This is a genomic window from Paenibacillus sp. FJAT-27812 (assembly GCF_001273905.1).
In the GTDB taxonomy this organism is placed as follows: Bacteria; Bacillota; Bacilli; order Paenibacillales; family Paenibacillaceae; genus Pristimantibacillus.
Genome location: NZ_LIGH01000001.1, coordinates 51,894 through 77,098, shown reverse-complemented (window position 1 = coordinate 77,098; position 25,205 = coordinate 51,894). Strand labels below are relative to the sequence as shown.

Genomic DNA, 25,205 nt, shown 5'->3' with positions numbered 1-25,205 from the left:
ACATGACCGCATATATGGAAGCGCGGGAAAGCGCGCGATACGGATACGGCGACGACGAGCGCCGCATACTGGAGGTGCTCGCAGGCCGGTACGCCGGCGCCAATCCTCCCGTCCCCTTCGCGCTGCGCGCTTTTGCCAAATCGGGTGTGCTGCAAACGCGGGAAGGACTGTACGAGATGGATTTCTCGCTCAAGCTCCCGGGAGCAGCTATCGGCGACTATGCTTACGCATTCGGGCTTGTATGGAGCGATGACGAGCGCTCGCTCGACGGCATCATGGAGCCGCTTGGCCCTGCTCGGCTGTACGTCAATGAAGAGGAGCTGTACCGATCGAATGCGGTAGAGGAGCTTAAGCCTGGCGCACGCGCCATCGTTCCGCTCTTACTGCGCAAAGGCTGGAACGCTTTCCTAGTAGAGGCGCGAAAGACGGCTGCCGGCTTCGGCTGCCGTTTTGGAGCGGACGAGGGTAAGGTTCGCATTATGCAGGTGCTTGCTCCCTTTGCAGGCAGGACGGGGAATGCGGGCTGGGTGTTCGCAGGAGCAGCGAAAAACCGGATATTCGGGACGGAAAATGGTTTTCCCGATTTCAAGCGGGCAGAAGAAGAAACCGGGCTTTGCTGGCAGCCTCGGCTGAAGTGGACGGAGGAGGAAGCAGCGCGGCCAAACGGCGAGCGATTGTTCGGCTTACCCGTTCAACCTGCGGCGGCTTACGGCTGGAGCAGGCTGCAGGTACCGGCTGAGGCGGAGTCCGTCGTGCTGGAAGGCCATGCTCTAGGGCCGACCTCCATATGGGTGGACGGAAGGAAAGCGGCGGAGCTTGCGTCTGCGGGCTCTTACCGCATCGAAGTATTCGTTGCCCCGGGGCTTCGCGAGCTGCTGGTGCACAATGTAAGCAGCCATGCTGGTTGGGGGTTTGCATGCAGCGCTTATGCCGGCGGGAAGCAGCTCCAATTGGAGCTGCCTGCTGCTATCCACGGAGGCGAAGGCGCATGGCTGTACGCCGGGCCGCTGGATCCGGCAGCCCAGCCTGACCCGCAGGCGGTATGCACAACGTCTGCGCTTTATGCTGCCGTCGATTCCGAAGGAGCGGCTGCCGGTTATACGTATTGGCTGCTCGATGCCCCGCAAACAAGGGTGCGGCCTTACTATGAGAACGCGATGCTGAGCAATAAATGGACGACGGGCAGCGCCACCAATTACGGGCGCTGGGATTACCCGCTCGGCGTTACGATGTATGGGCTGCTGCGGACCGCCCGTGAGCTTAATCGGAATGATTTGTCCGATTACGCGCTCAGCCATATCCGCAGCTGCACGGACATGTATGAGTATTCGTTATGGGATAGGGACGAATACGGTTTTCCTTCGGTGAACCACCAGCTCGTTTTGATTCGGATGCTGGACAATTGCGGCTCGTTCGGGTCGGCTATGCTTGAAGCATATTTGCAGACAGGGGACGAAAGCTTTGTGCGCATAGCGGATGTCATCGCGGAGTTCATGCTGGAGAAGCTGGAGCGGAGGCCTGACGGAGCGTTCTACCGGCTGTGCCCGGGCGAATATTCGGCCGATACGATGTGGGCGGACGATCTGTACATGAGCGCCCCATTCCTAATCCGTTACGCGGAGGCAACCGGCAAGCAGGAAGCGCTGGATGAAGCGGCGAAGCAGTTTTTGCTGTACAAGCGCTACTTGTTCATGGAGCCGGAAGGCATCATGTCGCATGTGTTCGATTTTAAATATGGCATGGCTACCCGTATGCCGTGGGGACGCGGCAACGGCTGGTGCCTGTTCTCCTTGTCCGAGCTGCTGGAAAAGCTGCCCGGCAACCACCCGGACCGGGAGGCGCTGCTCGTTATGTTCCGGGAGCTGTGCGCGGGAGTAGCGGCGCTGCAAGCGGAATCGGGCTTATGGCGACAGGTGCTTAACCAGCCTGAAGCCTACGAGGAGGCTTCCTGTACCGCGATGTTCGCTTATGCTTTTGCCAGGGGCGTACGGTTCGGCTGGCTGGAGGATAGGGACGGCTACGCCGCCGCTGCGCATAAAGCATGGCAGGGTCTAACCGGCGGGGCGATCGACAGGCAGGGCAATGTGCACGGCGTATGCAGCGGGTCGCGGTATGCTTTTTCCCCGGACTATTACATGTACGAGCTGCGCACGGTCGTTAATGATAACCATGGCATCGGCATTATGATGCTGGCGGGGGTGGAGATCAGCAGGCTGAATCAGATGGATGCGAGGCAAGTCCTCTCTAACGCTCAAGTCCCGCAGCAGCGGAATTCGTAGGGGGAGAGACGATGTATTTGTTCTCGTATTTCAAAACGGATGACGAATCGTTTTATCTCGCTGTCAGCGAAGACGGCTATGCGTGGAAGGAATGGAACGGCGGCAGCCCCGTGCTTCAAAGCATGGATACCGGCGGGAAAATAATACGCGATCCTTTTGTAATGGAGGATAAGGCCGGACGGTTTCATGCGGTTTGGACGGACGGCTGGGAAGGGAGCTCGATCGGATATGCGTGGTCGGACGACCTGCTTCGCTGGGAAGGCTACAAATCGCTGCCGGTAATGGCGAGCGTAGCCGGAACACGGAATTGCTGGGCGCCTGAAATGATGTTCGACGAGGCGGAGGGCGCTTATCGGATTTTTTGGTCCTCTACCGTTGCGGAGCCGGGGATCGGAAAGGTCCGCGATCATCGAATCTGGTCGGTGCTGACGGATGATTTCGAGCGGTTTACGGCGCCGCAGCTTTATTTTGACCCGGGATACAATGTCATAGACGCGACGGTAGCGGATTTGGGCGAGCAGTATTTGATGTTATTCAAGGATGAGCGCGGCGGCAATGATCCGGACACGGATTACAAGGCGATTCGCTCGTGCTCCTTCGGCAAACATGCAGCAGGCCGGCCTGAGCCGACTTGCGTTTCCGGGCTCATTACGCCCCCTCTTTCCGAAGGACCTACGCTGTATGAGGTTATGAACGGCAGCGGCGAGCGGGAGTGGATCATGCTTTACGATTTGTTCCACTTTCGGGAGTACGGGGCTATGCGTTCCAAAGACTTGGTTCACTGGGAAAACGTTACGCATCTTATGACTTTTCTGCCGGACAGGCGGCATGGGAGCGTCATTAAGGTAAAGCATCATCTCTGACATCGCGGACATGGATAGCCATGCGTGATTGTCATTGCCAATTGTACCCTCCTCCAAGCATAATAGGTATTAGGACGACTTGAGTGAGCGAGGAATGCACATGAAAGCGACAATTTACGATGTTGCCCGCGAAGCTGGCGTATCTATAGCGACCGTATCCAAGGTGATCAACGCGAAGGGGAAAATAAGCCAGGAGAGGCGGCGTGAAATACATGCCATCATGGAGCGGCTTCATTATCAGCCAAGCGTTATCGCTTCGGCTTTGACTGGCAAGCACACCTTTACGCTTGGCTTGCTTATCCCGGACATTGCGAATCCTTTTTACGGCGAAGTGGCGAGAGCGGTCGAGGACCGGGGGCATCAGCTCGGATACAGCGTTATTATTTGCAGTACGGATAATCAGGATGAACGGATTGAACAATATATTTCGGTGCTCAAGCAAAAGCGGATCGACGGCATTATGATCGGCACGGGAATGGGGAACGCGGATACTTTGCGCGAGCTCAGCGAGACCATGCCGGTCGTGGCCATCGGCCGCGAGCTGCCGGCCTACCCGGTTCATACGGTGGTGGCGGACGATTGGCAGGGTGGACGGTCAGCGGCCGAGCATTTGCTTCAGCTCGGACATCGCCGCATGGCTGTGCTGTCCGAGAGCATGACGCTCAGCAGCAGCCGGGACCGGCTTTTAGGCTTTAGGGAGCGGCTGCATGAAGACGGCATCAAGCTGCCGGAGCGTCTTGCACGGCACTGCAAGCACAAGATGGAGGACGGAAAACGCGAGGCTGCGGTCATGCTGGAAGGCAGCGATCGGCCGACCGCGATTTTTTGCTGCAACGATCTGCTTGCCGCAGGCGCTCTTCAGGCGGCCAAGGAGGCGGGAATCCGTGTTCCCTCCGAGCTGTCGGTCGTCAGCTTTGACAATACGATTCTCGCCTCGGTCACCGATCCCCCGCTCACCTCGATTGCCCAGCCGATGGAGCAGTTGGGCGCTGCCGCCGTCGATTTGCTGCTGGAGCAATTCGGCAAAGAGGCCTCGGCTGCGAAGAGCCGCGTCGCACTGCGGACGGAACTGGTAGTGCGGGCATCTACGGACCGTGCTCTGCTGGTTGAATGAAGATGGATCGCAGCTACAAACGTTTCTATGCGCACTTATATTAATCATCCCCTTATGGCAGACAGTGAAAAAACGTTCATGATCAGATGAGCGAACACGGCTGGCCGGCGGGGCTTTTTCTATTTTTAATGAATAACACGGCTTCTTGTCCCTTTGGATGAGGGGCTATTTGTTTTTCCTTGAGACGGCTCGGCAGCTCTGCTTAATAAACAGGATTGTTTAATATATATTTAATATATATGATTCTGAGAAGTGTACGGGCAGTACAAGCTTAATAATCTCGGAATCACTTTTTCAAAGGAATTCATCCTAAAAAAATGTCGCTCGGTCACTGTTTTTTTAACTTAACTTAAAAATTAACAGGAATAATTCTGTTTTTTTAGCATGTATTCAAGATGCTGTTCATATTTTACATATATGATATGCGGCTTGTATTAGGATGCTTTGCACCCACTTATTTAAACAGGAGGTTATCGCATGACTGCTGAGCTAAGCCAAGGGCTTAATGCAATATCCAGCCCCGGTGAATTCACGGAGCTTGACCGTTTTATGTTTGATTCATGGGGATATCTTATTATTCCGAACGTATTATCGGCTGAACAAGCGAAGGAATGTCTGGAGGCTTCTATCCGCCTCCACGAGAAAGCGGGGACGACGGGCTGGGCACAGGTTGGGCGAGGTTTTGAGACGGAGCAGGCGCTCGACAATTTGATTGACCATCCGGCTGTGCTTCCAAAGGTAAGGGGCCTTTATGGCGACCGTTTCATTCTTCAATCCGCTTGGTGTACGAAGCAGCCGGCATTTGGGGATGCGGGCGGGTGGCATCAAGACGGCTCAGGAGCCTATGATTTTAAGCATCTAGCTTATCCGATACCTCTTTTGCAGCTGCGCGCCTCCTATCTGCTCACCGATCAATCGCTGCCGAGGATGGGCAACATGGAAATGATACCGGGCAGCCACAGATCGCAGGTGCCGCTTCCGGAAAATATTCGCCGCGACAAATCCGATCTGCCGATCGGACATGTTATTTGTGCTCCGGCTGGCTCCGTGCTGCTGTTCCACAATGCCGTCTGGCATCGTACATACATGCATGACGGAGACTATGATCGTTATACCGCGCATTATATTTACAGTCCGCCTTGGGTGCGATTCTCGGACCGTTTTGCGAACGATAAGAACTATTTGGAGCATACCACGCCCGTACGCCGTTACTTGGCGGGAGAGTACGAACGGCCAGACGCTCCGTTCGGAGCCGGATACCCGGACACGGCCTTCAAGGATTAACAAGCTGACTCTTCACGCAATCAGGTTTGATTCGAATAATGATTTGGAGGGATACTCGAATGCTGAATGTCGCAATGATCAGTAAGTGGCATGTTCATGCCGAAGGATACGCTAGTCATTTGCAATCGCTTGGAAACGTAAACATTACGGCCGTATGGGATGAAGTCACAGACAGGGGGCGCGCTTGGGCGGCGCAGCTTGGAGCTGATTTCGAAGCTGATCTGGATGCGCTGCTGAAGCGGGAGGACGTGGATGCCGTCGTCATCGATGCGCCAACCAGCATGCACGCCGAAGTGATGATTGCGGCGGCAAATGCGGGCAAGCATATTTTCACGGAGAAATCGATGGCACTTACCGTGGCGGAATGCGATCAGATTACGGAGGCCGTCCAGAGAGCGGGCGTCAAGTTTTGTATTTCTTTTCCCGCCCGTACTAGGCCGCATCATTTGTTCGCGAAGCAGCTGCTGGATGATGGGCTGCTCGGCGCGGTAACATTGCTCCGCATTCGGAACGGCCATGACGGGGCATTAAATAATTGGCTGCCTGAATACTGGTACGACGAGAAACAGGCAGGCGGGGGAGCCATGATGGATCTCGGATGCCACCCCATGTATCTGGCAAGCTGGCTGCTCGGTCAACCGAAGCGGATTACATCCATGTTTGGTTATTTTACGGGCAGGGCCGTCGAAGATCATGCGCAATGCTCGATTGAGTTCGAAGGTAACGCAATCGCACTGCTGGAAACAAGCCTAGTCACCTACCTTACGCCGCCGGCATTCGAGCTGTACGGCACGGAAGGGACATTGATCATCTCTGGGGATGCCGTTAAACTCGCTTCCAAACATTTGGATTCGCGGTTGCAGGGCTGGATTGCTCCCCGCCAGCTGCCAAAGGAGCAGCCGCTTCCGTTGACAGCATGGGTGGATGGCATCTTGAACGACCGTCCGATGCCGTTCGGGCTGGAGGATGGAACGAAGCTGACGGAGCTGCTTGAAACGGCGTATATCGCCCACCGCGAGAGAAGAACGGTCGATTTCAAGCAGCCGGGAGGGAATTGATCGATGCGGACAGTCAAAGTAGCTATAATCGGATGCGGAATGATTGCTAACGGAAAGCATATGCCAAGCTTAGCTAAAATAGAAAATGTGGAAATGGTCGCCTTCTGCGATCTGATCGAGGAAAGGGCGCGCGAAGGCGCCGAGAAATATGGCGTGCCCGGCGCGAAAGTATTTACCGATTACAAACAGTTGCTCGCCATGGAAGATATTGAAGTGGTCCATGTGTTGACGCCTAATATTTCACACGCCGTCATTTCCATCGATGCGATGGAAGCCGGAAAGCACGTGATGTGCGAGAAACCGATGGCCAAGACGGGAGCCGAAGCGAAAGCGATGTACGAGGCTCATGTGAAGACCGGGAAAAAGCTGACGGTCGGCTACCAGAACCGCAGCAAAGCGCAGTCGCTGCTGCTAAAGAAGATGATCGAAAACGATGAGCTCGGCGAGATCTATTATGCCAAAGCGGTCGCAACCAGGCGCAGAGGCGTTCCCACATGGGGCGTGTTTTTGGACAAGGAAAAACAAGGCGGCGGTCCGATGATCGACATCGGCACCCATTCCCTCGATCTCATCCTCTGGCTGATGAACAATTATGAGCCGCAGAGCGTCGTGGGCAGCGTGTTTCATAAATTGAAGGATACGGAAAATGCGGCAAACGAATGGGGTTCATGGGACCCCAAGCAGTTTGAAGTGGAGGATTCCGCCTTCGGTTATGTGAAATTCAAAAATGGCGCCGTCGTTTCGATTGAAACCAGCTGGGCGCTTAATGTCGCCAAGACGGACGGCTCGCTTCTCTGTGGAACGAAGGGCGGTGCTGATTTTAACGACGGTCTGCGGATTAACGGCGAAAGAGACGGCAGCCTATTTATTAATACGATCGACGTAAATCCGAACGCCAGAGAGCAGTTCAGGGGAGAGAATCTAACGGATTTCGAGTATGAAGCGAAGCAGTGGATCGATAGTATCGTAAATAATACCGAGCCGCTCGTTAAACCCGAAGAAGCGATGGTTGTATCCGCTATTCTGGAAGCTGTATATATATCGGCAGAAACCGGAAAACCGGTCTACTTCGATTAATAGCAGGCATAGAGCGCTGGGATAGGGGCAGCCGAGCTGAGCAGGCAAAAAGGCAACGCGGATTCATGCAAATCCACGCTGCCTTTTTTATTTGTTCGGAATAGCAAAGGATACGGTTGTGCCTTCATTTGGCTTACTGGCAATCGTTAAGCCTTGGCCGTTCAATTGCGTCAAACGGCGATGCGTATTGGCAAGTCCGATACCGCTTTTCCCTCTCATGAGCGGGCTAAGCAATTGAATGATCTTTTCCTCGGCCATTCCGATTCCATTATCTTTCACTTCGATAAGCGTAACGTTTTCACTCCGAGCAATCCGAATATGAACGGTTCCGCCTTCGAACCGGCTAAGCAGGCCATGTCTAACTGCATTCTCGACCAGAGGCTGTATGGAGAGCGGAGGCAGCAGCAAGCTGATGCCGGGCTCAACTTCCCATATGATCGACAATCTGTCCTCGAACCTCTCTCTCTCAATGAACAAATAGGCTTCGACAAGCTCCAGTTCGTGGGCGAGCTCGACAAGTTCCTCCATGTTGAGAAAGTCAAAGCTTATCCTCAAAAAGGACGCAAAGGCATCGCCCATCTTTCGCATCTTATCCGAGTCGATCTCGCTTAGCGCCATAATCGAGTTAAGCGTATTGAATAAAAAGTGTGGATGAATCTGCGCCTGTAGATAGGCAGCTTCCATGCGCAGACGCTCATTTATGGATAGCTTCAGCGTAGTTAACGCCCTTATTCGATATTGGAGCTCTAATGCATCCACAGGTTTGGTTACATAATCGTTGGCGCCTGCCAAAAAACCGGTATAGATGTCAGCGGGCTGGCTGCGCGCGGTCAGCAGCAAAATCGGAAGCTCCGATACGGAATAATGCTCCCTGACTCTCTGCGTCAATTCATAACCTGACATATTCGGCATCATGACATCGGCAATCAATAAGTCCCATCGTCCTGTGGCGAGCAATTCCAACGCTGCGCGGGCTGAATGAGCGGTCGTAATGGCATACGAATCCGTTGATAGGATGCCAACGAGCACATTAAGGTTGACTGGGTCGTCGTCGACCGCAAGAATATTGATTTTCCTGTCTTGCAGGAGCGGATCATAAAGCTTGGCGGCTGCCAACTCGCGGCTCCCGTCATCTTGAAAAACGAGCCCAGCATGCAAATGTTTTATGTTGTCGGCCGTATCTTCAGCATTTATCTGCTTTAGAGCTTGTGGCAGACTTGACGAGTTGGCGAGCGGCAGATCAAAGCTGAATACAGAGCCCTTGCTCTCTGCGGATCGAACGGTTAATGTCCCGCCGTGCAGCTCTATTAATTGTTTGCATATGCTCAAACCAAGCCCGATTCCTCTGCCATCGCTTATTCCGGAAGCCCCTTGTTCATAGGGAAGAAAGATTCTAGCCAGCATGTCCTCGCTCATGCCGATGCCCGTGTCCGAAACATGGATGACCGCATGGCCATCTCTCGCCTCGGCGGATACGGTAATCGACCCTTTTTCAGTGAATTTCAAGGCGTTATGCACCAAGTTGTAAATGATTTGCACGAGTCTTTTCTCATCGGCCATTACCGGAAGCATGGATTCCGGGATATCGATTTGCAGCTTTATAGGCTTGCCATCGATCATAAATCTTAACATGCCGAATACGCCGGGAACGATCGCTTGCATGATTACCGGCTCTTTCTGCAATACGATACGATGCTCCTGGAGCCGAGCGACATCAAGAAGATCACCGAGCATATGCGACATACGGCGGCTTATGGTGATCAGCAGCTCCATGTCTTTCAAGCTGCCCGGATCCATGGTTTCCTTTTCTTTGGCTGCAACAGATTGAGCAATATTGATAATACCGTGAAGCGGCGTCCGCAGCTCATGCGACGTATTGGCGAGAAATTGGTCTTTCTGCTTATCGGCATTTTTTAGCTGCTCGTTCAGCTTGTTGTTTTCTTTAGTATGACGGAAATATTTTTTGAACCAGTACGCAGAAAAACCGATAATGGCTGCGATGATATCAAGCGGGTAATAGACGACAGTAACCTCTCTATATGAATTCCATAGACTCCAGAGAAAGTTAGACATGATGCCGGCTGCGGATAAGAGCAGGAAAACAACATCGATGTCGGCTTGTTTCTTGAAAACCATCTTTCCTATGACATATACAAACCAAGCAAAAGGTATAACATAAAAAGCGGAAAAAACGTTAAATTCGACGGACCCATTTATGAATGGAGCATTCGCAACGAGCAGAAATGCCGAATAAGAAATAAGCGCCATGGTGTATAACCGCAGCCATTCGTTCCTTGGTGGGGACGAAGAGAAGCGCGTGAAGATATGAAGAATGAAAAAAGGCTGCCAAACGAGAGCGAGCAGTTTGATTTTTAGCGCCCATGTATAATTGATCGGCAGCCAGAGCAATAGCAGGTTATCATGACCGGCGACTATCGAAATCCCGACAGCCAGCGTCAGCAGTCCTGCAAAGAACAAAGCCCTTTCTCTAGGGCTGAATAAATAAAGAATGCAAGCATATACACCATGAATCAGCAGCGTAATCAGCATGACCAATTGAAACCCGATCGAGTACCAGCGAACATAATCGATTGCTGCTTGAGAGCCAAAACGAATGGAGCGCAAAATGCCGCCATTGTACGGATCCTCGAAATTAGATATTCGAATGAGCAATTCAATCTCATCGACATCAAGCGCAGCGTAGGAAGCGGTGTAAGAAAAATTTTTGGGTATATGCGCCTTAGCGTTATCAGCAGTTTTTCCGAAATCATTTTCAACTTGCCCGTTTATTTCCACAGTAGAAGCGGATTGCAATCCTCGCAGCCAGAAGGCGACTGGAACCTCCAGCGGGTCGACTAGAATACGTAACCGGTAAGTTCCGTAGCCAAAAGAAGAGCCTGTTCCTCTTGCCAGCACGCGTCCCCAGTCGCCCGGAACTTGGATATTTTGAGATTGGTTTTCCTCTAGCGCCGCATCCCGATGGGAAACGAATTTTTCAGGGTAGAACTTCCACTCGCCGTCCAAGGGGATTGTTGGCGTATTCGATAAGTCCCGTCCGCGCAGATCAAGTATTCCATCGACAGCATGGGAATGCTCTGTTGCCGAAAAAATTTCAGACCAAGTCCAGCGCAGGCCAAGGAGTATGCTAAGGAATAATAGGATGGTAGCTATATATTTAAGGGTGGTTGTACTCGTTATTCGCATCATACAACGATATTCGACATTAGATTTGTTTATCCCTTTATTAAATGCCCGCAGCTATGCAAACAAGCTTTTTAATAGCAGCATCGCCGTAAGCCATATAAAAATAGCGGAAAATTTGTTGAATATATGCAATATCGGGCCCGAGCCATCTAATTTTTTGATAGAAGCGCCTGCGATTGTCAGGCCGAAAAACCAGCACCACGATACTGCTATGCAAGTTGCTGTAAATAAAATCTGCTCCAGTCCTGCGTATCGCAAAGCGCTTGTCCCAATCACGCCGACAGTATCCAAGATCGCATGCGGATTCAAAAGCGAGACAGACAGCGCAAATACAATCTGCTTCTGCGGCGGCAAGCTTTTCCCTGATTCCCGCTTGGCAGGCCTCGAGTTCCATACGGAATATCCCATATACAATAGGAAAATAATACCGATAATCATTAAGCCAAGCCGCAGCCACGCAAATTGCAGCACGATGACGGACAAGCCGAACACCGCGAATAAAATAAGCAGCGTATCGCAAAGCGCGGCTGTAAGCGTTGCCGGCAACGCCTTGAAAAAGTTTGGCTGCGTTGCCCCTTGCGTAAAAATAAAGATGTTTTGCACGCCTAAAGGCAAAATAAGGCCAAATGCTAATAAAATCCCATGAAGTGTGGCTTCCATCTCAAATGAACTCCTTTCCTTCTTCACTTTACCTATGTTACAAATGAAAGAGAACAACCAATTGGATGGTTTTTGGACCCAACCAGTTTTGAAGGGAGACTGATTATTTTGCAATGGAAACCGGATCGTGCCTTTCCCCTATCGCTTCATGAACAGATCTATAATTGGATCAGCGCCCGCATCCGGCAGGGTGAATGGACGATCGGCACAAAGCTTCCTTCGCAAAGAAAGCTTTCCGAAATGTTGGAGGTAAACCGCAGCACCATCATTCAAGTGCTTGAAGAATTAAAGGCAAATGGGATATTAGAGACCCAAAGAGGCGGAGGCACATACGTATCCAATAGCAGCTGGAATAAGCTGCTAAGCCATGAGCAGCCCAATTGGCATAAGCATATCGATGCGAGCATTCATGAGCCGAATTATCATACCATTCAACTCATTAATGAGCACGAGCAAAATGCTTCGATGATTCGGCTGGGCACTGGCGAGCTTTCACCCGATTTACTGCCAACGGCGTTGCTTGAGCAATCGCTGCAAAATATATCCTTGTTTGCTAGAGATATCGGCTATTCAGAGCCAAAGGGCAATAAAAAGCTGCGTATCGCATTGAGCGGGCATTTGCAAAAACGAGGTATTAATACGTCACCGGAGAGTATCCTGATCGTTTCTGGCGCGCTTCAAGCGCTGCAGCTTATTTCATTGGGCATTCTTGAGCAGCGTTCAAATGTGTTCCAGGAGCCGCCTTCTTATTTGAATTCGATTCATCCTTTTCAATCGGCAGGCATGCGTGTAATCTCGGTAAGTAGAGAACAACAGCTGAAAAAAACGTTAAAAGCATTAAAGGGCAAAAAACAATCGTTATTTTATACGGTGCCTACCCTCAATAACCCGTCTGGGCGGATTCTAACGATGGAAGATAGACAAGCTTTATTAGACATCTGCACGTCCCTGCAAATTCCGATCATTGAAGACGACGTATATCACGAATTAACTTTCGAGGATGCTCCTCCATCGATGAAATCAATGGATCATTCCGGACAAGTCCTTTATATAGGCAGCGTTTCAAAGACGTTGAGCCCCGGTTTAAGAATTGGCTGGGTCGTGGCGCCTGAACCTGTCATCAATCGATTGGCTGATATTAAAATGCAAACGGATTACGGCTCAAGCGCCTTTTCGCAGCAGATTGTAACGCACTGGCTTACATCCGGCTTGTACGATTCCCACGTTGGGAAGTTGCGCCGCCAATTGCAAAGTCGGGCAGCGTTTGTGGAAGAGATTTTGACCAAAGACTTTGGACAACTCGCATCATGGGAAAAGCCAAAAGGCGGCTTTTATATTTGGCTGCGATTTAACGAGCCTATTGTGAATAAAGCGTTGTTTCAACAGCTCATCAAACAAAAGGTATTGATTAATCCCGGATATATTTATGATCCAAAGGATTTTCATCACATTCGCTTATCCTACGCCTATGCAACTTTGGAAGAGCTAAAGCAAGGGCTGCACATCTTGTTAAATGTAGTGGCACAAAAAACCAGCTAACGGTGTTTTAGATAAAAATTAATGGTTTAAGCTAAAGATTATGTCCGGATACAACCCCTATAATCGGGTTATATCCGGATTTTTTTTATTTCTAGGGAGGTGAGAACGTTTGAAATCATATAAAGGAAAAATAGCTGTGCACGCGATTACCTGGGGGGATAACCATCTGCAGGCGCTTGATGAAGCTTCAAAGCTCGGCTATCGGGCGATTGAGCCATGGCCTTCCTTTGCGCTTCAATATGAACAAAACATCTCGTTGTTCAAAGAACTGCTGGCACAGCACAGCTTGGAATTGTCGGGGCTTTACGGAGGCGTTACTGGAGATCCGTCCTGCAAATTTGCCGATCCGTCCAAACGGCAGCATATCGTAGATTACAATGTGCGGCTGGCGCGAATCGTTTCGTTATGCGGGGCGGGTCATTTGCTGCTTGGTCCCGGCGGTCCCCGGCTGAAGCCAGCCAGCTTGGAGGAGCTGAAGATAGCGGCTTCAACGATTACCGAAATTGCGAAACGAACCCTCGAGCTAGGCGTCAAAGCCTGTCTTCATCCGCATTTATGGACCGAGCTTCAGGATGAGAATGAGCTGGATGCGATTATGGACTTATGCGATTCCGAGGCCGTTTATTTTGCCCCGGATACTGCCCAATTGACTGGAGCCGGAATGGATCCTGCGGAGCTGATTCGCCGGTATAAAGATAGAGTCGCCTACGTGCATCTAAAGGATGTTACGAAAGACGGCGCCGTGGCAGAAGATTTTCCGATGCTTGAAGGGAACGAGGTTCCGATATTTTGCGAGCTGGGTCTGGGTAAGATCGATTTTGACCCGATTATAGAAGCGTTAAACGATATTGCGTATGAGGGCTGGATGACGCTTGAGATCGACCGCTCAACCAGCACGCCTTATCGCAGCTTGGAGATTTGCAGAGACTTCGTGGAGCAGCGGCTTCACATTCCGGTTAGAGGATAAAAGATAGGGGGCTGTAATCGTTGCCGGCAATGGATTATATTTAGAGCATAATCCAATGGATAAACATGAAGCGATTAACGCTCGTGCCGGATAACGATAAAGGAAGTTTGGAGGAACGAATGATGGAAGCATGGATGAATACCATTTCTCCCTTTGTGAGAGTCGTTAAAATCGCAAAATCTTCTTCGCTCTCCGGCGAGTGGATTGATTTTGACCATGTCTTTACCTATATCGAGCAAGGAGAAGCGGATTTTATATTAAACGGGATCAAGTATCTAGCGAAAGAGGGAGATCTTTTTCTGATGCCCCCCATGCTTCCGCATATCATTCGAACGACATCGGACATTCCCTTGATTCAATATATTGTGCATTTTGATCTTCATTATGACGAAACCCGGAGCGGCTGGAGGGAAACGGGGCTTATCAATGAGCAGACCAGAGAGGTTCCCTTACGGGAGAAAGCTTTGGGAGACATCGTGCCGATCTCCCATCTGCGCACTTCAGACCGCATCGACTTAAAGAGAAGATTTCTGCTGCTGCAAAAAATTTTTCTGGACGAGAAGTCCAACCGCGATTTGCTTACCAAGGCTATAGGCATCGAGCTGCTTTATTTTTTCCTAAAGGGACAGGTAGGCAGCAAGGAGCAGGAAGGCAAGCTGACGAAAGGATGGGGTGTGCTTGAGAAATCCATTCACTTCATCCATGAGCGCTATGCTGATGCAGGGCTTGATAATGTCACGATCAGCAGGCATGCCGGCGTCTCCACCAATCATTTATCTTTTTTGTTCAAGGAGCAATTGAATATAACGATTCATAAATATTTAACCCATGTGCGGATCGAGCAAGCCAAAGTGAAAATTATCGAAGGACAAAAAACGGTTACGGCGATTGCGGAGGAGGTAGGCTTCTCCGGCATTCATTTGTTCAGCCGTACCTTCAAGGCGACGGTTGGCATAACGCCCAGCCAGTTTTTTGCCGCCCATACCACGATCCGCAAAGACGGATAAGAGAAGGAGCATCACTAGGATGGAAAATAAACAGATCGTATTTGCAGCGCCGTGGCAGGTTGAGGTGCATGATGCGCCGTTATCTATTTCCCATATAGGAGACCATGAGGCGTTAGTAAAAAAGAAATATACGTTGATCAGCCCGGGTACGGAGCTTGCATGCTTATCCGGCAATGAAGGATGGTTTGGCATGCCCGGGATTCCTGGCTACGCATCGGTGAGCGAGATTATAGAAATAGGCAAGGGCGTCGAGGGATTCTGGCCCGGAGATGTTGTTTTTCATTACGGCGATCATTCCGCTTATCAAATCGTTCCGACGACCGGCGTATTTTTGAGGGCTCCCCAGCACGTTCCGTTAACTTGGGTTCCTTTTACGCGGATGGCAACGGTGGCATTCACCTCGACACGGGTATCGCAAATTGAACTAGGCGACAACGTGGCCGTTACAGGGCTTGGGCTCATTGGCAATATGGCATCGCAATTGGCTAAGCTTGCGGGAGCAAATGTGTTTGGGATCGATCTGTCGGAGCAACGTTTGAAGATGGCGGAAACGACCGGGATTGACGCAGCCTTGCATGCAGGACGCGGGGATATTCGTGAAGAGATCATGAGGCTTACGAGAGGAGAAGGCGTATCTACATTAATTGAGGCAACTGGCGTGCCGAAGGCAGCGGTCGATAATCTGCCTTTGATTGCGAAGTCCGGAGAGCTGATCCTTCTTGGCAGCCCGCGCGGAGAATACCAAACGAACGTAACGGAAGTGCTGAATTACGTTCATTTGATCAATTACGGCTGCATTACATTTAAGGGCGCGCATGAATGGCGTTATCCGGTGGAGAAGGACCCGTTCGTGAAGCATTCCTTGGTGCGTAATTCGCAAATCGTATTTGACTTGATGGCGCAAAACAAGCTGAGCATCGAGCCGCTGATCAGCCATATTGTTAAACCGGAGGAAGCGGCATCTGCTTATATCGGGTTAAGAGATGACAAAGAGCATTACTATGGCGTTTTATTCGATTGGGCATAAAATCAGGCGCAGCATACGATTCTATTTTTTCTGATGGAGCTGAACGATATGTTAAGAGGCTTGACCCGGGCGGGACTCGGTGAAGTCAGTGACGATAAACGGTTCATTGAACTGGCGGCGGAAAAAGGTTTTCAAGCCGTTGAGATTGATGCATTAGGATGGATAGAAACTTACGGGCTTGAAGGAGCTAGGGAGCTGCTGAATTCGAACGGAATGGCGATGGGCGCCTTCGATTTAGGGGTAGATTGGCGGAGCAGCGAGGAAGATTTTCTTGGGAGCATAGGCTTGTTGGAGGCTCGTGCCAAAGCGGCGGCGTTACTTGGAGGCGATGCCTGCTGCACGTATATATTGCCCTCGACTGACCATTCACCTGCAGTGCTGGCCATACATGCCGCTTGCCGGCTTAGAACATGCGCGGATATCATAGGCGCATACGGAATTAGGCTTAGCCTGGAATTTGTTGGTCCGCATCACTGGCGAACGGCGTTTCAGCATCCTTTTATCCATACGCTGGAGGATACGTTAGCGTTCATCGCCGCGATTGACAGGCCCAATGTCGGCTTGCTGCTGGATTCCTATCACTGGCATACGAATGGATTAACGACCTTGGATATTGAGCGATTGTCCGCAAGCCAAATCGTGTATGTCCATATTAACGATGCCAAGCCAATGGCGGTTGAGCAATTATTGGACAATGACCGGTTATATCCGGGTGAGGGCGTTATCGATTTGAGCGGTTTTTTGCGCAGTTTACGAAAAATCGGCTATACAGGCGTTGTAGCGCAAGAGGTGTTGATGCAAAACGGAGAAGGGGTTCAGCCAACGCTGGAAGCGTCGCTGCATCGCTCGAAGACAGGCTTTGACAAGGTGTTTTTATAGCTTGATGCCGTGTAATTAGAACGGCAAGTCTAACATGATGAATGAGGAGAAACCCGGCCCTTTGAGGCCGGGTTTTTAATGGTGTCTAGCGGTGAGAAGCAGCAGAGGGCAGCCAAGAACAACCATCCCATGCATAATCGATCGATGGAAGGGAAAGTATACCAGATGTAGAAAATGTTAAAAGCTTGAGGAGGGGAGCGGCGATGGAGGGATCCTTTTCTAGACTTCAGATCGTATTTTTATTGCTATTATCACTTGGGATCTCTAACCACGTACTGATTATCCCTCATCTTCTCCAAGCGGCGGAACGCGATGCATGGTTCAGTATTGCCATCGCTTATTTGGCATTGATTGGATGGAGCCTGATTTTATATCTGGTTTTAAAATCGATGCGTTCATTATCCTTTTCCGATTGGCTTGAATTACGGACGGGCAAGCTCGGCTTGTGGCTGGTGAGCGGGGGGCTCGTTCTATATTTATTGGCGGCAGGAAACATGATCGTGTTTGATACGGCAAAGACCGTCAAAATTTACTTTCTTCCCAATACAAGCGATATCGTCGTTACGCTAAGCTTTATCTTTTTGTGTTACTGCGCCTCAAAAGCGGGAATGAAGACGCTTGTCTATATGTCTGCCATGTTATTGCCTGTCGTGATGCTGCTAGGCTTCGGGGTATCCATCATGACTATGGATAGCAAAGACTATGGCATGCTTCAGCCCTTCCTTAAGGAAGGGCTCGATACGCAGCTATCCGGAGGAATAGTCGTATTTGGCGGCAGCATGGATTTGCTTATTTTGCTTTTGATCCAGCATAAAATGAGCAAGCCCATGAACTACGGAACCATTTTTCTGCTTTTGTTCATGCTGGTAGGTCTAATTATGGGGCCTACAATCGGTTCCATAGCTTCGTTTGGCCCTTTTCAAGCTGAAAATTTACGATTCCCGGCTTTCGAACAATGGAGGCTCGTTATGATCGGCAGCAATATCTCGCATGTTGATTTTTTAGCCGCCTTTCAATTAATGGCAGGCAGCATTGTGAGAACAGCTCTAATTATCTATCTCTTATGTGAACTAACCGGAGCGAAATCCCCCAAAAAACGCCAAATGGTTATGCTCATTTGCGCAACCATCATTTCGCTGCCCTCCCTTCTAAATGTCAGCGACATTCAGATGCAGCAAATTATTCATCAATACTTTTATGACGGTTCCCTCTGGTTCGGCGTTACGTTAACCGCGCTTCTATTTACGATAACCTTTATACCGCAGCGGAAAGGAGCACGAAAATGAATAAGTCGCAAGAAGAGTCAATGTTATTCGCAGAGCATGACACCCGGCTGCGCAGCGGCAGTTTGTTAGCAGGCGAACTGAAAGAAGCATTCTCGCATTATTCGGATGTCCAGTTTCCGCTTCTTCCGCAATTGGAGTTCTCAGACCAATTAACGGCCTTTTATTGTGAGGGCATGATCGAGAAGACGGAGCTGAATGCATACTTTACTAGGGCATGTCATTATATTAACCGTTTGCATGTCGATCCGGATGAAACAGTATCGGAATATACGGACGAAATGCCTATTTTAGAGATCAATCGGTCATTCGGGGAAATGATCACTAGTTTGTTTACCGGCAAATTGATCATATACCGGGAAAGCGACAGTTACTTTTGGACAGTCGATATTTCCAAAGTGCCCCAGCGTTCCTTACAGGAGTCCAATACGGAAATTTCGATCAAGGGGCCAAAGGATGCATTCACAGAAGACCTATTTACAAATATTTCGCTGATTCGGAAACGGATGCAAACCGGATTATTGTTCAGCGAGCAGTTCTTAATCGGCAGCTTAAGCAAGACGCAAATATGCTTGCTTTATCTGAGCCATAAAGCGGACCCGAAGATGATTTCCAACGTGCGCAGACGTTTGGAAACCTTTCAAGCGGAAAGCATCGTGAGCAGCGGGCAGCTCGAGCAATGGTTGTCGGATCGAACCTTTTCGTTGTTTCCCTTGATTGATTACATCGGTCGGCCAGACTTTGTCATTGAAACGCTGCTGCGGGGAAGATTCACGATCGTCGTAGACGGATCGCCGATGGTGCTTATCGGGCCATCTAACTTCCTTGAATTGCTAAAAACGCCAGAAGACGTCCATTTTCCGTTTCACTTTGTCATCTTTCAACGGATTCTAAGGATCCTCGGTTTGTTAATCGGCATTTTTTTGCCGGGCTTTTGGATTGCCCTTGCATCGGTGAATTTAGACCAGATCCCCTTTTTCCTGCTGTCTACAGTGGTCATTTCACGAGAAGGGGTTCCGCTGCCTTCTTTTCTAGAGGCATTTCTTTTGCTGTTTCAATTTGAATTGCTGCGGGAAGCCGGCATTCGGCTGCCGAAAGCCGTCGGCCAAACGATTGGAATCGTTGGAGGCTTGATCATTGGAGACTCCCTTATCCGCGCAGGGCTAGCATCGCCGACTTTGCTCGTCATTGTAGCTCTTTCGACCGTATCCACGTTTTGTTTGGTGAATCAGTCTTTGTCCGGCACGGTAAGCCTGATCCGAATTTTTATTTTGCTCATATCCTCGTTCCTGGGGATCTATGGCTTTTTTCTGAGCATGTTTTTGATTTTAATTTATCTCTGCCGCCTTGAATCCTTCGGGCTCTCTTATCTGGAACCGATCTCTTCCTTGCGCTTCAAGGATTGGCTGGGAGCCTTCGTTGTTGATCCATTCCGAAGATCACGTTTCTCGTCAGCCATGATCAATAAGCGAAAGAGGTGAGAGGGGTGAAGCGTAACCTGCTGTGCATCCTCATAATGACGGTTGGATTGTTATTCACACCAGGTTGTTCTACAGACGTTAAGGATATCGAAAAGCTGAGTTATGCTTCCGCATTAGGCGTAGATTTTAAGGATGGAAAATATCATGGCTACATCCAATTCATAGATTTTCAATCGGTTGCGAAATCGAGCGACGGTCAGAAGTCTCCTTCGAGAGTTTGGGTAGGCGAGGGAGTTGGAGATACCTTTGAAGAGTCGTTTTTCAATCTCTATCAGACGGCGCAAGAAAGAATTTATTGGGGGCATTTGACGGCGATCGTCATTAGTGAATCGGTATTCAAACAAGGGATAAAAGAAGTTTACGATAGTTTTATCCGGTATTATGAATTTCGTCTAACGCCCTGGGTGTTTGGCACGAGGGAATCCATCAAGGATATCCTCTCAGCAGGAGGATTTTTTGGACAATCTCCGCTTAGCACCATTTTGCATGAACCAAAAGGGACTTACTCGCAGTCTTCTATCATTAAACCGATCAAGCTTCACCGGTTAATCGGGCAAATTAACGAGCCCGGTTTTACTACTGCCATACCGACGCTTACTTTAAATAAAAAACAGTGGAGCGAAAAAGATAAGCCCGAGCCTAAGCTAATGATGAATGGGGCGATATTTCTTAAAAATGACGTGTTTAAAAGCTACATTCCAATAAAAGATTTAAACGGACTCCGCTGGGTTCAACAGGGGACGGTTCGTGCCGGCATTCCCGTTCCAAATAAGAAAAAGCCTGCCGTCCAAATCGTTGTGGATAATCCTAAATCTAAGCTGTCACTAGATAAGACCAGCGATGATATCGGCTACAACATTGATTTGAAGGCGACGGCCTATATCGTAAACCGCACGAAGGATAGCTTCCTGGGGCTGCAGCAATTAACGGAAAAGACAACAGAGGTTATCGAACAAGAAATCCGGAGCACATTAAAAACAGGGATAGAGAAAAAGACCGATATTTACAATATAGAACATGAGCTTTACCGCCATCACTATGAGAAGTGGAAGCCTATCTCTCCAGATGATATGATACTGCTGAAAAAGAATCTGATTCAAGATATCCGTATTCACTTAAATATTGAGCACTCGAGCTCGGAAAAAAATTCGACTATCCATCGAAACCAGTAAACGTCTATCTTTTGGAAAGACTCCAAGAAGTAAAAACCCGACCTCTTTATGAGGTTGGGTTTTTACAATTTGTATGGTCACAGCTTCATGTATGTCAACTTGCAAACTTGCGGGCATCCAGCAGCGGCTGAATAATGCTCATATCCGGAATTGTATATGCATGAGGGAGTGATGAAAGTATCCGATTCCAGATTTTTTTCTGCTGGGCATCCCGTGATGATGCGAAGAAGGCAGCGAGCGTTTTGGGCAAGTTATCACTAGAGAGAAGCAATGGATTTCTGGATAGGCGTTGTTTTTTTCTTAATATACGGCGTACGCGCCGCAGCTTTCGACGACGTATTCGTTTACGTACAGGCTTTACGATCGTTGCTTTGCGTGCCTTCTTTTTTTGATCCGCTGCCTTTTTTGAGTTATTTTTGCGTGATGTCTTTTTCTTCGGAGGGTGCCCCATTTTCTTCTTCCCTTCTGTGTCGTGATTCGAATTTGCGGTTTAGGCGGTAAAACCGCTTCGTCCACAGCTCCCAGATGTTTGCTTCGTGCAAGCTCATACAGCTCAAGCGTACGAGAAGCCATTGCAGGCAGCGCCCAATGGTTCTCACCCCATTGCTTTGCATGAATTGCCATTCCGCTTAATGCCGTTGAATCCGCCTCCATGGCGGACCGCAAGCAGAAATGCAGCTGATCGATGTCTCCGGCATGAAAGACGAGCCCAGTCACTGAAGGGGTTACCATTTCCGGTATGCCGCCGGCATCGGAAGTGATAACCAGCTTGCCTGCTATTTGTGCTTCGATAATGGCAAACGGCTGATTATCCTGCATGCTTGGAAGGACGATGAAGTCAGCCTGACGTATCAATGCCGGAACATCATCGCGGTTGCCGGTAAAGATGACGTGATCAGCGAGACCTAATTGATTAGCCGTTTGCATTAAATCTTGACGGAGATAGCCTTCTCCAACCAACCAGCAAACCCAATCCGATCGCTCTTCTTTCAGTTTGGCTAGTGCATGAATGAGATGGATATGTCCTTTTACTACATCAAAGCGTGCAGGGCACATAAACACTTTTTTCGCATCCGGCTTCGCAATCGCCGATACCGAATCGCGCATCATGTGCTGTTGGAATTCGTCAATGTCAAAGCCGTAATGGCTTACTACAATATGGTGTTCAGGAACCGAAAATTCGTTTACCAATACGTTTTTTAACCACTGTGAGGGAGAGATCGTAACATCGCTGACAATTGCGCCCAAATTTTCTCGAATGGTGGAATAGTGCCAAAGAGGGGAGTTTGTATCTTGGTCCGTTAATCCCATTTGCTTTATTTTTACGAACCATTCCTTAGCGAGACAGCCGTGAATGGTCGTTACCAAAGGCGTATGGGCAGGCTTTACACGTGACAATGCATGGGCGCTCACGATGTCCTGCGCGTGTATAATGTCATATTCGCTCAAGCCAAAATACATGGCAGCTGCCTCGATACAGTACCGTTCGATTTCAGACTGCTTGATCCATGGATCGATGCCGGGCAAATGGTGATTCATATAGCGGTTTGTCTGATTGGCAATAAATGCCCTTAGTTTGCTTTTATCTATAAACAAGTCTCTGCTTGGGATATAAAATCCAAGTCCATCTGGCGTCGAGGAGAAAATATCAACGTGATGCCCTGCGAGCTGCAATCCTTTTGCCAACTGATTGACATACGTGTTTACGCCACCTGCATGAGGCAGCGACCAGCTGCAGGCGATTAATATTCGCATTTGTTCCCCTCCCGGTCAAGTCTGTCATCCCCATATCATATGAGTGCTATACAGCATTGTTAACGTACATGAACCTATTTTCCCTTGCATCATTTCAACTAGCAGTCGCATCAGATGTGCTTTTTGTCTATCAAATCCCTTATTTCTCCGTGGAAATAAATAATAGGCATAAATTTCCTTCAACACCGTGATACTCTACTATTTTATTGAAATTTAGACGTATAACTAATGCGACTTTGATTAATTTTCGTATGATGCTAGAAGATTAATTAAAGGAGTTGAAAGAGCTTTGGAGCACTCGCTTAAATATAAAATAGGCATTATCGGACTAGGGTACGTCGGATTGTCGCTGGCGCAGTTGTTTCTGGAAAAAGGAAGTACGGTGTATGGCATTGATGTAGAGGAACGAAAGATTAATATGCTGCAGAAACGCCAATCCTATTTGTCTGATTTTAGCAAAAACGATATTCGAAAGCTTTTTAGCAACAATAGTTTTCACATTGGCTGCACATTCGATGTCATAGAGAAAGTAGATGTCATTATTATTTGCGTTCCTACGCCGCTCGATGAGCTTGATCAACCTGATTTGAGATATGTGGTAAGTGCGGCAGAAAGCTCAATCCCGTACTTGAGAAGAGGCCAACTTGTCGTTTTGGAAAGCTCCACGTTCCCAGGGACGTGCGAAGAGCTGCTTAAACCGATTCTGGAATCAACCGGCCTCCTTATAGGCAGGGACATTTCACTCGCATATTCACCTGAGCGAATTGACCCCGGTTCAACATGGGAACTCGGTAAAATACCCAAAGTTGTTGGGGGCGTAACGCCATCATGCACAGCTTATGCCAAACAAGTATATGGATCGGCGTTCGAGCAAACGGTCGTCGTATCATCGCCGCGCGTTGCCGAAATGACAAAACTCCTCGAAAACTGCCAACGTTTCTTGAATATCTCATTTATGAACAGCCTGCTTAAGATTTGTGAAGAGCTAAATGTAAGCCTATGGGAAGTGATCGAGGCGGCAGATACAAAGCCGTATGGGTTTACGAAATATTACCCAGGTCCGGGCATTGGCGGGCATTGCATTCCGGTGGACCCTCTGTATTTGTTGTGGAAATCGAGGAAGCTTAATTTGGATTTGCCCTTCATCGAGCTTTCCCATCAGGTAAACGAGGATATGCCAGGATATATTGTGGAACGGGTTGCAAAGAGCTTGCGGCCAAAAGAGCTTAAAGAAAGCAGTGTGCTTGTTATCGGGGTTACGTATAAGAAGGACGTTAATGATATCCGAGAATCTATCGCACTGCCCATTATAGAGCAATTGCTGGAATCCGGCGTTCATGTTGGTTATTTTGACCCTTATGTGAATGAGCTGAAGATTGGGGAAACGATGCTGCATGCAATGCCGCTTACGGCACGGAATGTGAAGAAATACGATTGCACGTTGATTTTAACGGATCATTCGAATATTCCTTACGAGCTTCTAGTGATGCACACGCCTGTCGTTATCGACACACGGAACGCCACCGCCAAAATGGCAAATCGCAAAAACGTCATCTTACTCTAAGGGGGTCATGTCATTGAAAATATTAGTAACGGGCGGCGCCGGATTTATCGGCTCTCATTTAGTGGAACGGCTGCTTGCGGAAGGCCACACCGTTTGGACGCTAGATGATTTCTCGAACGGACGACCGGAGTTTTTATCCCATCTCCAACCCAATAAGCGCCATACTCTCATCGAAGGCTCGGTCATGGATCGCGGCACGCTGAAGAAACTGATCGGCAAAGTCGATGTCGTCTTCCACCTTGCAGCCGTACTGGGCGTTAAAAATACGGTCGACGATCCGATTAAGGTTATTGAAGGCAACATTGACGGGACGCGTAATGTGCTTGAATTAGCCTATCCGCGCCATGTAAAGGTCATATTTACATCAACATCGGAAATATACGGGAAAAATGAAGAGCTGCCCTTTCACGAGCTGTCCGGAAGCATCTACGGGGCGCCCTCTGTCCATCGTTGGTGCTATGCGACGGCAAAGTCGCTTGATGAGCATATGTGCTTCGCTTATGCCAAGAAGGGACTTCCGGTCACAGTGCTCCGGTATTTCAACGCATACGGACCAAGGCAAACAAACTCACAATACGGCGGTGTCGTCGCGCAATTCATTAAGGCAGCCTTAAAGGGCGAGCAGCTCGAGGTTTATGGAGACGGGATGCAGAAGCGTTGCTTCACCTATGTGGACGATACAGTTGCGGGTAGTTTGGCCGCACTTAAACCGGAAGCGAACGGGCTTGCATTCAATATCGGTACGGATCGCTCCATAACGATAGGGGAGCTGGCACAACTGATTGTTAAGCTTAGCAGCTCAAAATCTCCTATTGTAAGCAAATCGTATTTTGAAGCTTATGGGCCAGGCTATGAGGATATACCGGCTCGCGAGCCGGATTTGACAAGGTCGGAAACATTGCTCGGCTATAGACCTAAGGTCATGCTGGAAGCGGGTCTTAATAAAACGATCGATTGGTATCGAAATCGGATGTGACAGCTATCAATCGTGT

General features: G+C 49.3%; 19 protein-coding genes. 16 read left to right on the top strand and 3 right to left on the bottom strand.

Features of this window, described 5'->3' with window-relative positions:
* Positions 1-2 precede the first annotated feature (2 nt).
* From ADU23_RS00330 to ADU23_RS00305, 6 genes are all read left to right on the top strand, one after another.
* Positions 3-2,279 carry a glycoside hydrolase family 88/105 protein gene (locus ADU23_RS00330; RefSeq protein ID WP_053371913.1) on the top strand — a complete coding sequence of 759 codons (2,277 nt, stop codon included), beginning with the start codon at positions 3-5 and terminating at the stop codon, positions 2,277-2,279.
* Positions 2,280-2,290: 11 nt separating this feature from the next.
* Entirely contained in the window at positions 2,291-3,142 is an 852-nt protein-coding gene (locus tag ADU23_RS00325; RefSeq protein WP_053371912.1) for a glycoside hydrolase family 43 protein, read from the top strand.
* A 100-nt stretch (positions 3,143-3,242) separates the two neighbouring features.
* Positions 3,243-4,256, top strand: coding sequence for a LacI family DNA-binding transcriptional regulator (locus ADU23_RS00320; protein WP_053371911.1), 1,014 nt, complete (start codon positions 3,243-3,245; stop codon positions 4,254-4,256).
* 477 nt (positions 4,257-4,733) lie between these two features.
* Positions 4,734-5,540 carry a phytanoyl-CoA dioxygenase family protein gene (locus tag ADU23_RS00315; protein WP_053371910.1) on the top strand — a complete coding sequence of 269 codons (807 nt, stop codon included), beginning with the start codon at positions 4,734-4,736 and terminating at the stop codon, positions 5,538-5,540.
* 59 nt (positions 5,541-5,599) lie between these two features.
* Positions 5,600-6,598: a Gfo/Idh/MocA family protein gene (locus ADU23_RS00310; RefSeq protein WP_053371909.1), complete on the top strand. Its 999-nt coding sequence runs from the start codon at positions 5,600-5,602 to the stop codon at positions 6,596-6,598.
* A 3-nt stretch (positions 6,599-6,601) separates the two neighbouring features.
* Positions 6,602-7,675 carry a Gfo/Idh/MocA family protein gene (locus tag ADU23_RS00305; RefSeq protein ID WP_053371908.1) on the top strand — a complete coding sequence of 358 codons (1,074 nt, stop codon included), beginning with the start codon at positions 6,602-6,604 and terminating at the stop codon, positions 7,673-7,675.
* Positions 7,676-7,762: 87 nt separating this feature from the next.
* On the opposite strand, the gene ADU23_RS00300 is transcribed toward ADU23_RS00305, so the two are convergent.
* A complete protein-coding gene (locus ADU23_RS00300) occupies positions 7,763-10,882 on the bottom strand; it encodes a hybrid sensor histidine kinase/response regulator (RefSeq protein ID WP_053371907.1) in 3,120 nt (1,039 codons plus the stop codon).
* A 51-nt stretch (positions 10,883-10,933) separates the two neighbouring features.
* A complete protein-coding gene (locus ADU23_RS00295) occupies positions 10,934-11,539 on the bottom strand; it encodes a LysE/ArgO family amino acid transporter (RefSeq protein WP_053371906.1) in 606 nt (201 codons plus the stop codon).
* 108 nt (positions 11,540-11,647) lie between these two features.
* On the opposite strand from ADU23_RS00295, the gene ADU23_RS00290 reads away from it, so the two are divergent.
* The 8 genes from ADU23_RS00290 to ADU23_RS00255 all read left to right on the top strand — a co-directional run bounded on the left by ADU23_RS00290 (position 11,648) and on the right by ADU23_RS00255 (position 20,894).
* Positions 11,648-13,078 (top strand): aminotransferase-like domain-containing protein, encoded by a 1,431-nt coding sequence (locus tag ADU23_RS00290; protein WP_053371905.1) that lies wholly within the window; start codon positions 11,648-11,650, stop codon positions 13,076-13,078.
* A 109-nt stretch (positions 13,079-13,187) separates the two neighbouring features.
* Positions 13,188-14,045 carry a sugar phosphate isomerase/epimerase family protein gene (locus tag ADU23_RS00285; RefSeq protein WP_053371904.1) on the top strand — a complete coding sequence of 286 codons (858 nt, stop codon included), beginning with the start codon at positions 13,188-13,190 and terminating at the stop codon, positions 14,043-14,045.
* Between the two features lie 65 nt (positions 14,046-14,110).
* A complete protein-coding gene (locus tag ADU23_RS00280) occupies positions 14,111-15,052 on the top strand; it encodes an AraC family transcriptional regulator (RefSeq protein ID WP_197286024.1) in 942 nt (313 codons plus the stop codon).
* A 19-nt stretch (positions 15,053-15,071) separates the two neighbouring features.
* Entirely contained in the window at positions 15,072-16,079 is a 1,008-nt protein-coding gene (locus tag ADU23_RS00275; protein ID WP_053371902.1) for a zinc-dependent alcohol dehydrogenase, read from the top strand.
* A 48-nt stretch (positions 16,080-16,127) separates the two neighbouring features.
* The gene (locus tag ADU23_RS00270; protein ID WP_053371901.1) at positions 16,128-16,958 is read left to right on the top strand and encodes a sugar phosphate isomerase/epimerase family protein; all 831 of its coding nucleotides are present in this window, start codon (positions 16,128-16,130) and stop codon (positions 16,956-16,958) included.
* A 203-nt stretch (positions 16,959-17,161) separates the two neighbouring features.
* Complete coding sequence (locus ADU23_RS00265) at positions 17,162-18,244, top strand: GerAB/ArcD/ProY family transporter (protein ID WP_053371900.1); 1,083 nt, start codon at positions 17,162-17,164, stop codon at positions 18,242-18,244.
* Complete coding sequence (locus ADU23_RS00260; RefSeq protein ID WP_231637279.1) at positions 18,241-19,722, top strand: spore germination protein; 1,482 nt, start codon at positions 18,241-18,243, stop codon at positions 19,720-19,722. Before ADU23_RS00265 ends, ADU23_RS00260 begins: the two co-directional genes overlap by 4 nt.
* A gap of 5 nt (positions 19,723-19,727) precedes the next feature.
* Positions 19,728-20,894, top strand: a complete 1,167-nt coding sequence (locus ADU23_RS00255; protein WP_053371899.1) for a Ger(x)C family spore germination protein — start codon at positions 19,728-19,730, stop codon at positions 20,892-20,894.
* Positions 20,895-21,251: 357 nt separating this feature from the next.
* Here ADU23_RS00255 and ADU23_RS00250 read toward each other — a convergent pair whose 3' ends face one another.
* Positions 21,252-22,649 (bottom strand): glycosyltransferase family 4 protein, encoded by a 1,398-nt coding sequence (locus ADU23_RS00250; RefSeq protein ID WP_053371898.1) that lies wholly within the window; start codon positions 22,647-22,649, stop codon positions 21,252-21,254.
* A 289-nt stretch (positions 22,650-22,938) separates the two neighbouring features.
* On the opposite strand from ADU23_RS00250, the gene ADU23_RS00245 reads away from it, so the two are divergent.
* Positions 22,939-24,213: a nucleotide sugar dehydrogenase gene (locus tag ADU23_RS00245; RefSeq protein ID WP_053371897.1), complete on the top strand. Its 1,275-nt coding sequence runs from the start codon at positions 22,939-22,941 to the stop codon at positions 24,211-24,213.
* Between the two features lie 13 nt (positions 24,214-24,226).
* Entirely contained in the window at positions 24,227-25,189 is a 963-nt protein-coding gene (locus tag ADU23_RS00240) for an NAD-dependent epimerase/dehydratase family protein (RefSeq protein WP_053371896.1), read from the top strand.
* The last annotated feature ends 16 nt before the right edge of the window (positions 25,190-25,205 follow it).

What these genes read in the sequence shown, in the direction of transcription:
- ADU23_RS00330 (WP_053371913.1), top strand. Translation starts at nt 3, where the DNA reads ATGACCGCATATATGGAAGCGCGGGAAAGCGCGCGATACGGATACGGC.
- ADU23_RS00325 (WP_053371912.1), top strand. Translation starts at nt 2,291, where the DNA reads ATGTATTTGTTCTCGTATTTCAAAACGGATGACGAATCGTTTTATCTC.
- ADU23_RS00320 (WP_053371911.1), top strand. Translation starts at nt 3,243, where the DNA reads ATGAAAGCGACAATTTACGATGTTGCCCGCGAAGCTGGCGTATCTATA.
- ADU23_RS00315 (WP_053371910.1), top strand. Translation starts at nt 4,734, where the DNA reads ATGACTGCTGAGCTAAGCCAAGGGCTTAATGCAATATCCAGCCCCGGT.
- ADU23_RS00310 (WP_053371909.1), top strand. Translation starts at nt 5,600, where the DNA reads ATGCTGAATGTCGCAATGATCAGTAAGTGGCATGTTCATGCCGAAGGA.
- ADU23_RS00305 (WP_053371908.1), top strand. Translation starts at nt 6,602, where the DNA reads ATGCGGACAGTCAAAGTAGCTATAATCGGATGCGGAATGATTGCTAAC.
- ADU23_RS00300 (WP_053371907.1), bottom strand. Translation starts at nt 10,882, where the DNA reads ATGATGCGAATAACGAGTACAACCACCCTTAAATATATAGCTACCATC.
- ADU23_RS00295 (WP_053371906.1), bottom strand. Translation starts at nt 11,539, where the DNA reads ATGGAAGCCACACTTCATGGGATTTTATTAGCATTTGGCCTTATTTTG.
- ADU23_RS00280 (WP_197286024.1), top strand. Translation starts at nt 14,111, where the DNA reads ATGAAGCGATTAACGCTCGTGCCGGATAACGATAAAGGAAGTTTGGAG.
- ADU23_RS00275 (WP_053371902.1), top strand. Translation starts at nt 15,072, where the DNA reads ATGGAAAATAAACAGATCGTATTTGCAGCGCCGTGGCAGGTTGAGGTG.
- ADU23_RS00270 (WP_053371901.1), top strand. Translation starts at nt 16,128, where the DNA reads ATGTTAAGAGGCTTGACCCGGGCGGGACTCGGTGAAGTCAGTGACGAT.
- ADU23_RS00265 (WP_053371900.1), top strand. Translation starts at nt 17,162, where the DNA reads ATGGAGGGATCCTTTTCTAGACTTCAGATCGTATTTTTATTGCTATTA.
- ADU23_RS00260 (WP_231637279.1), top strand. Translation starts at nt 18,241, where the DNA reads ATGAATAAGTCGCAAGAAGAGTCAATGTTATTCGCAGAGCATGACACC.
- ADU23_RS00250 (WP_053371898.1), bottom strand. Translation starts at nt 22,649, where the DNA reads ATGCGAATATTAATCGCCTGCAGCTGGTCGCTGCCTCATGCAGGTGGC.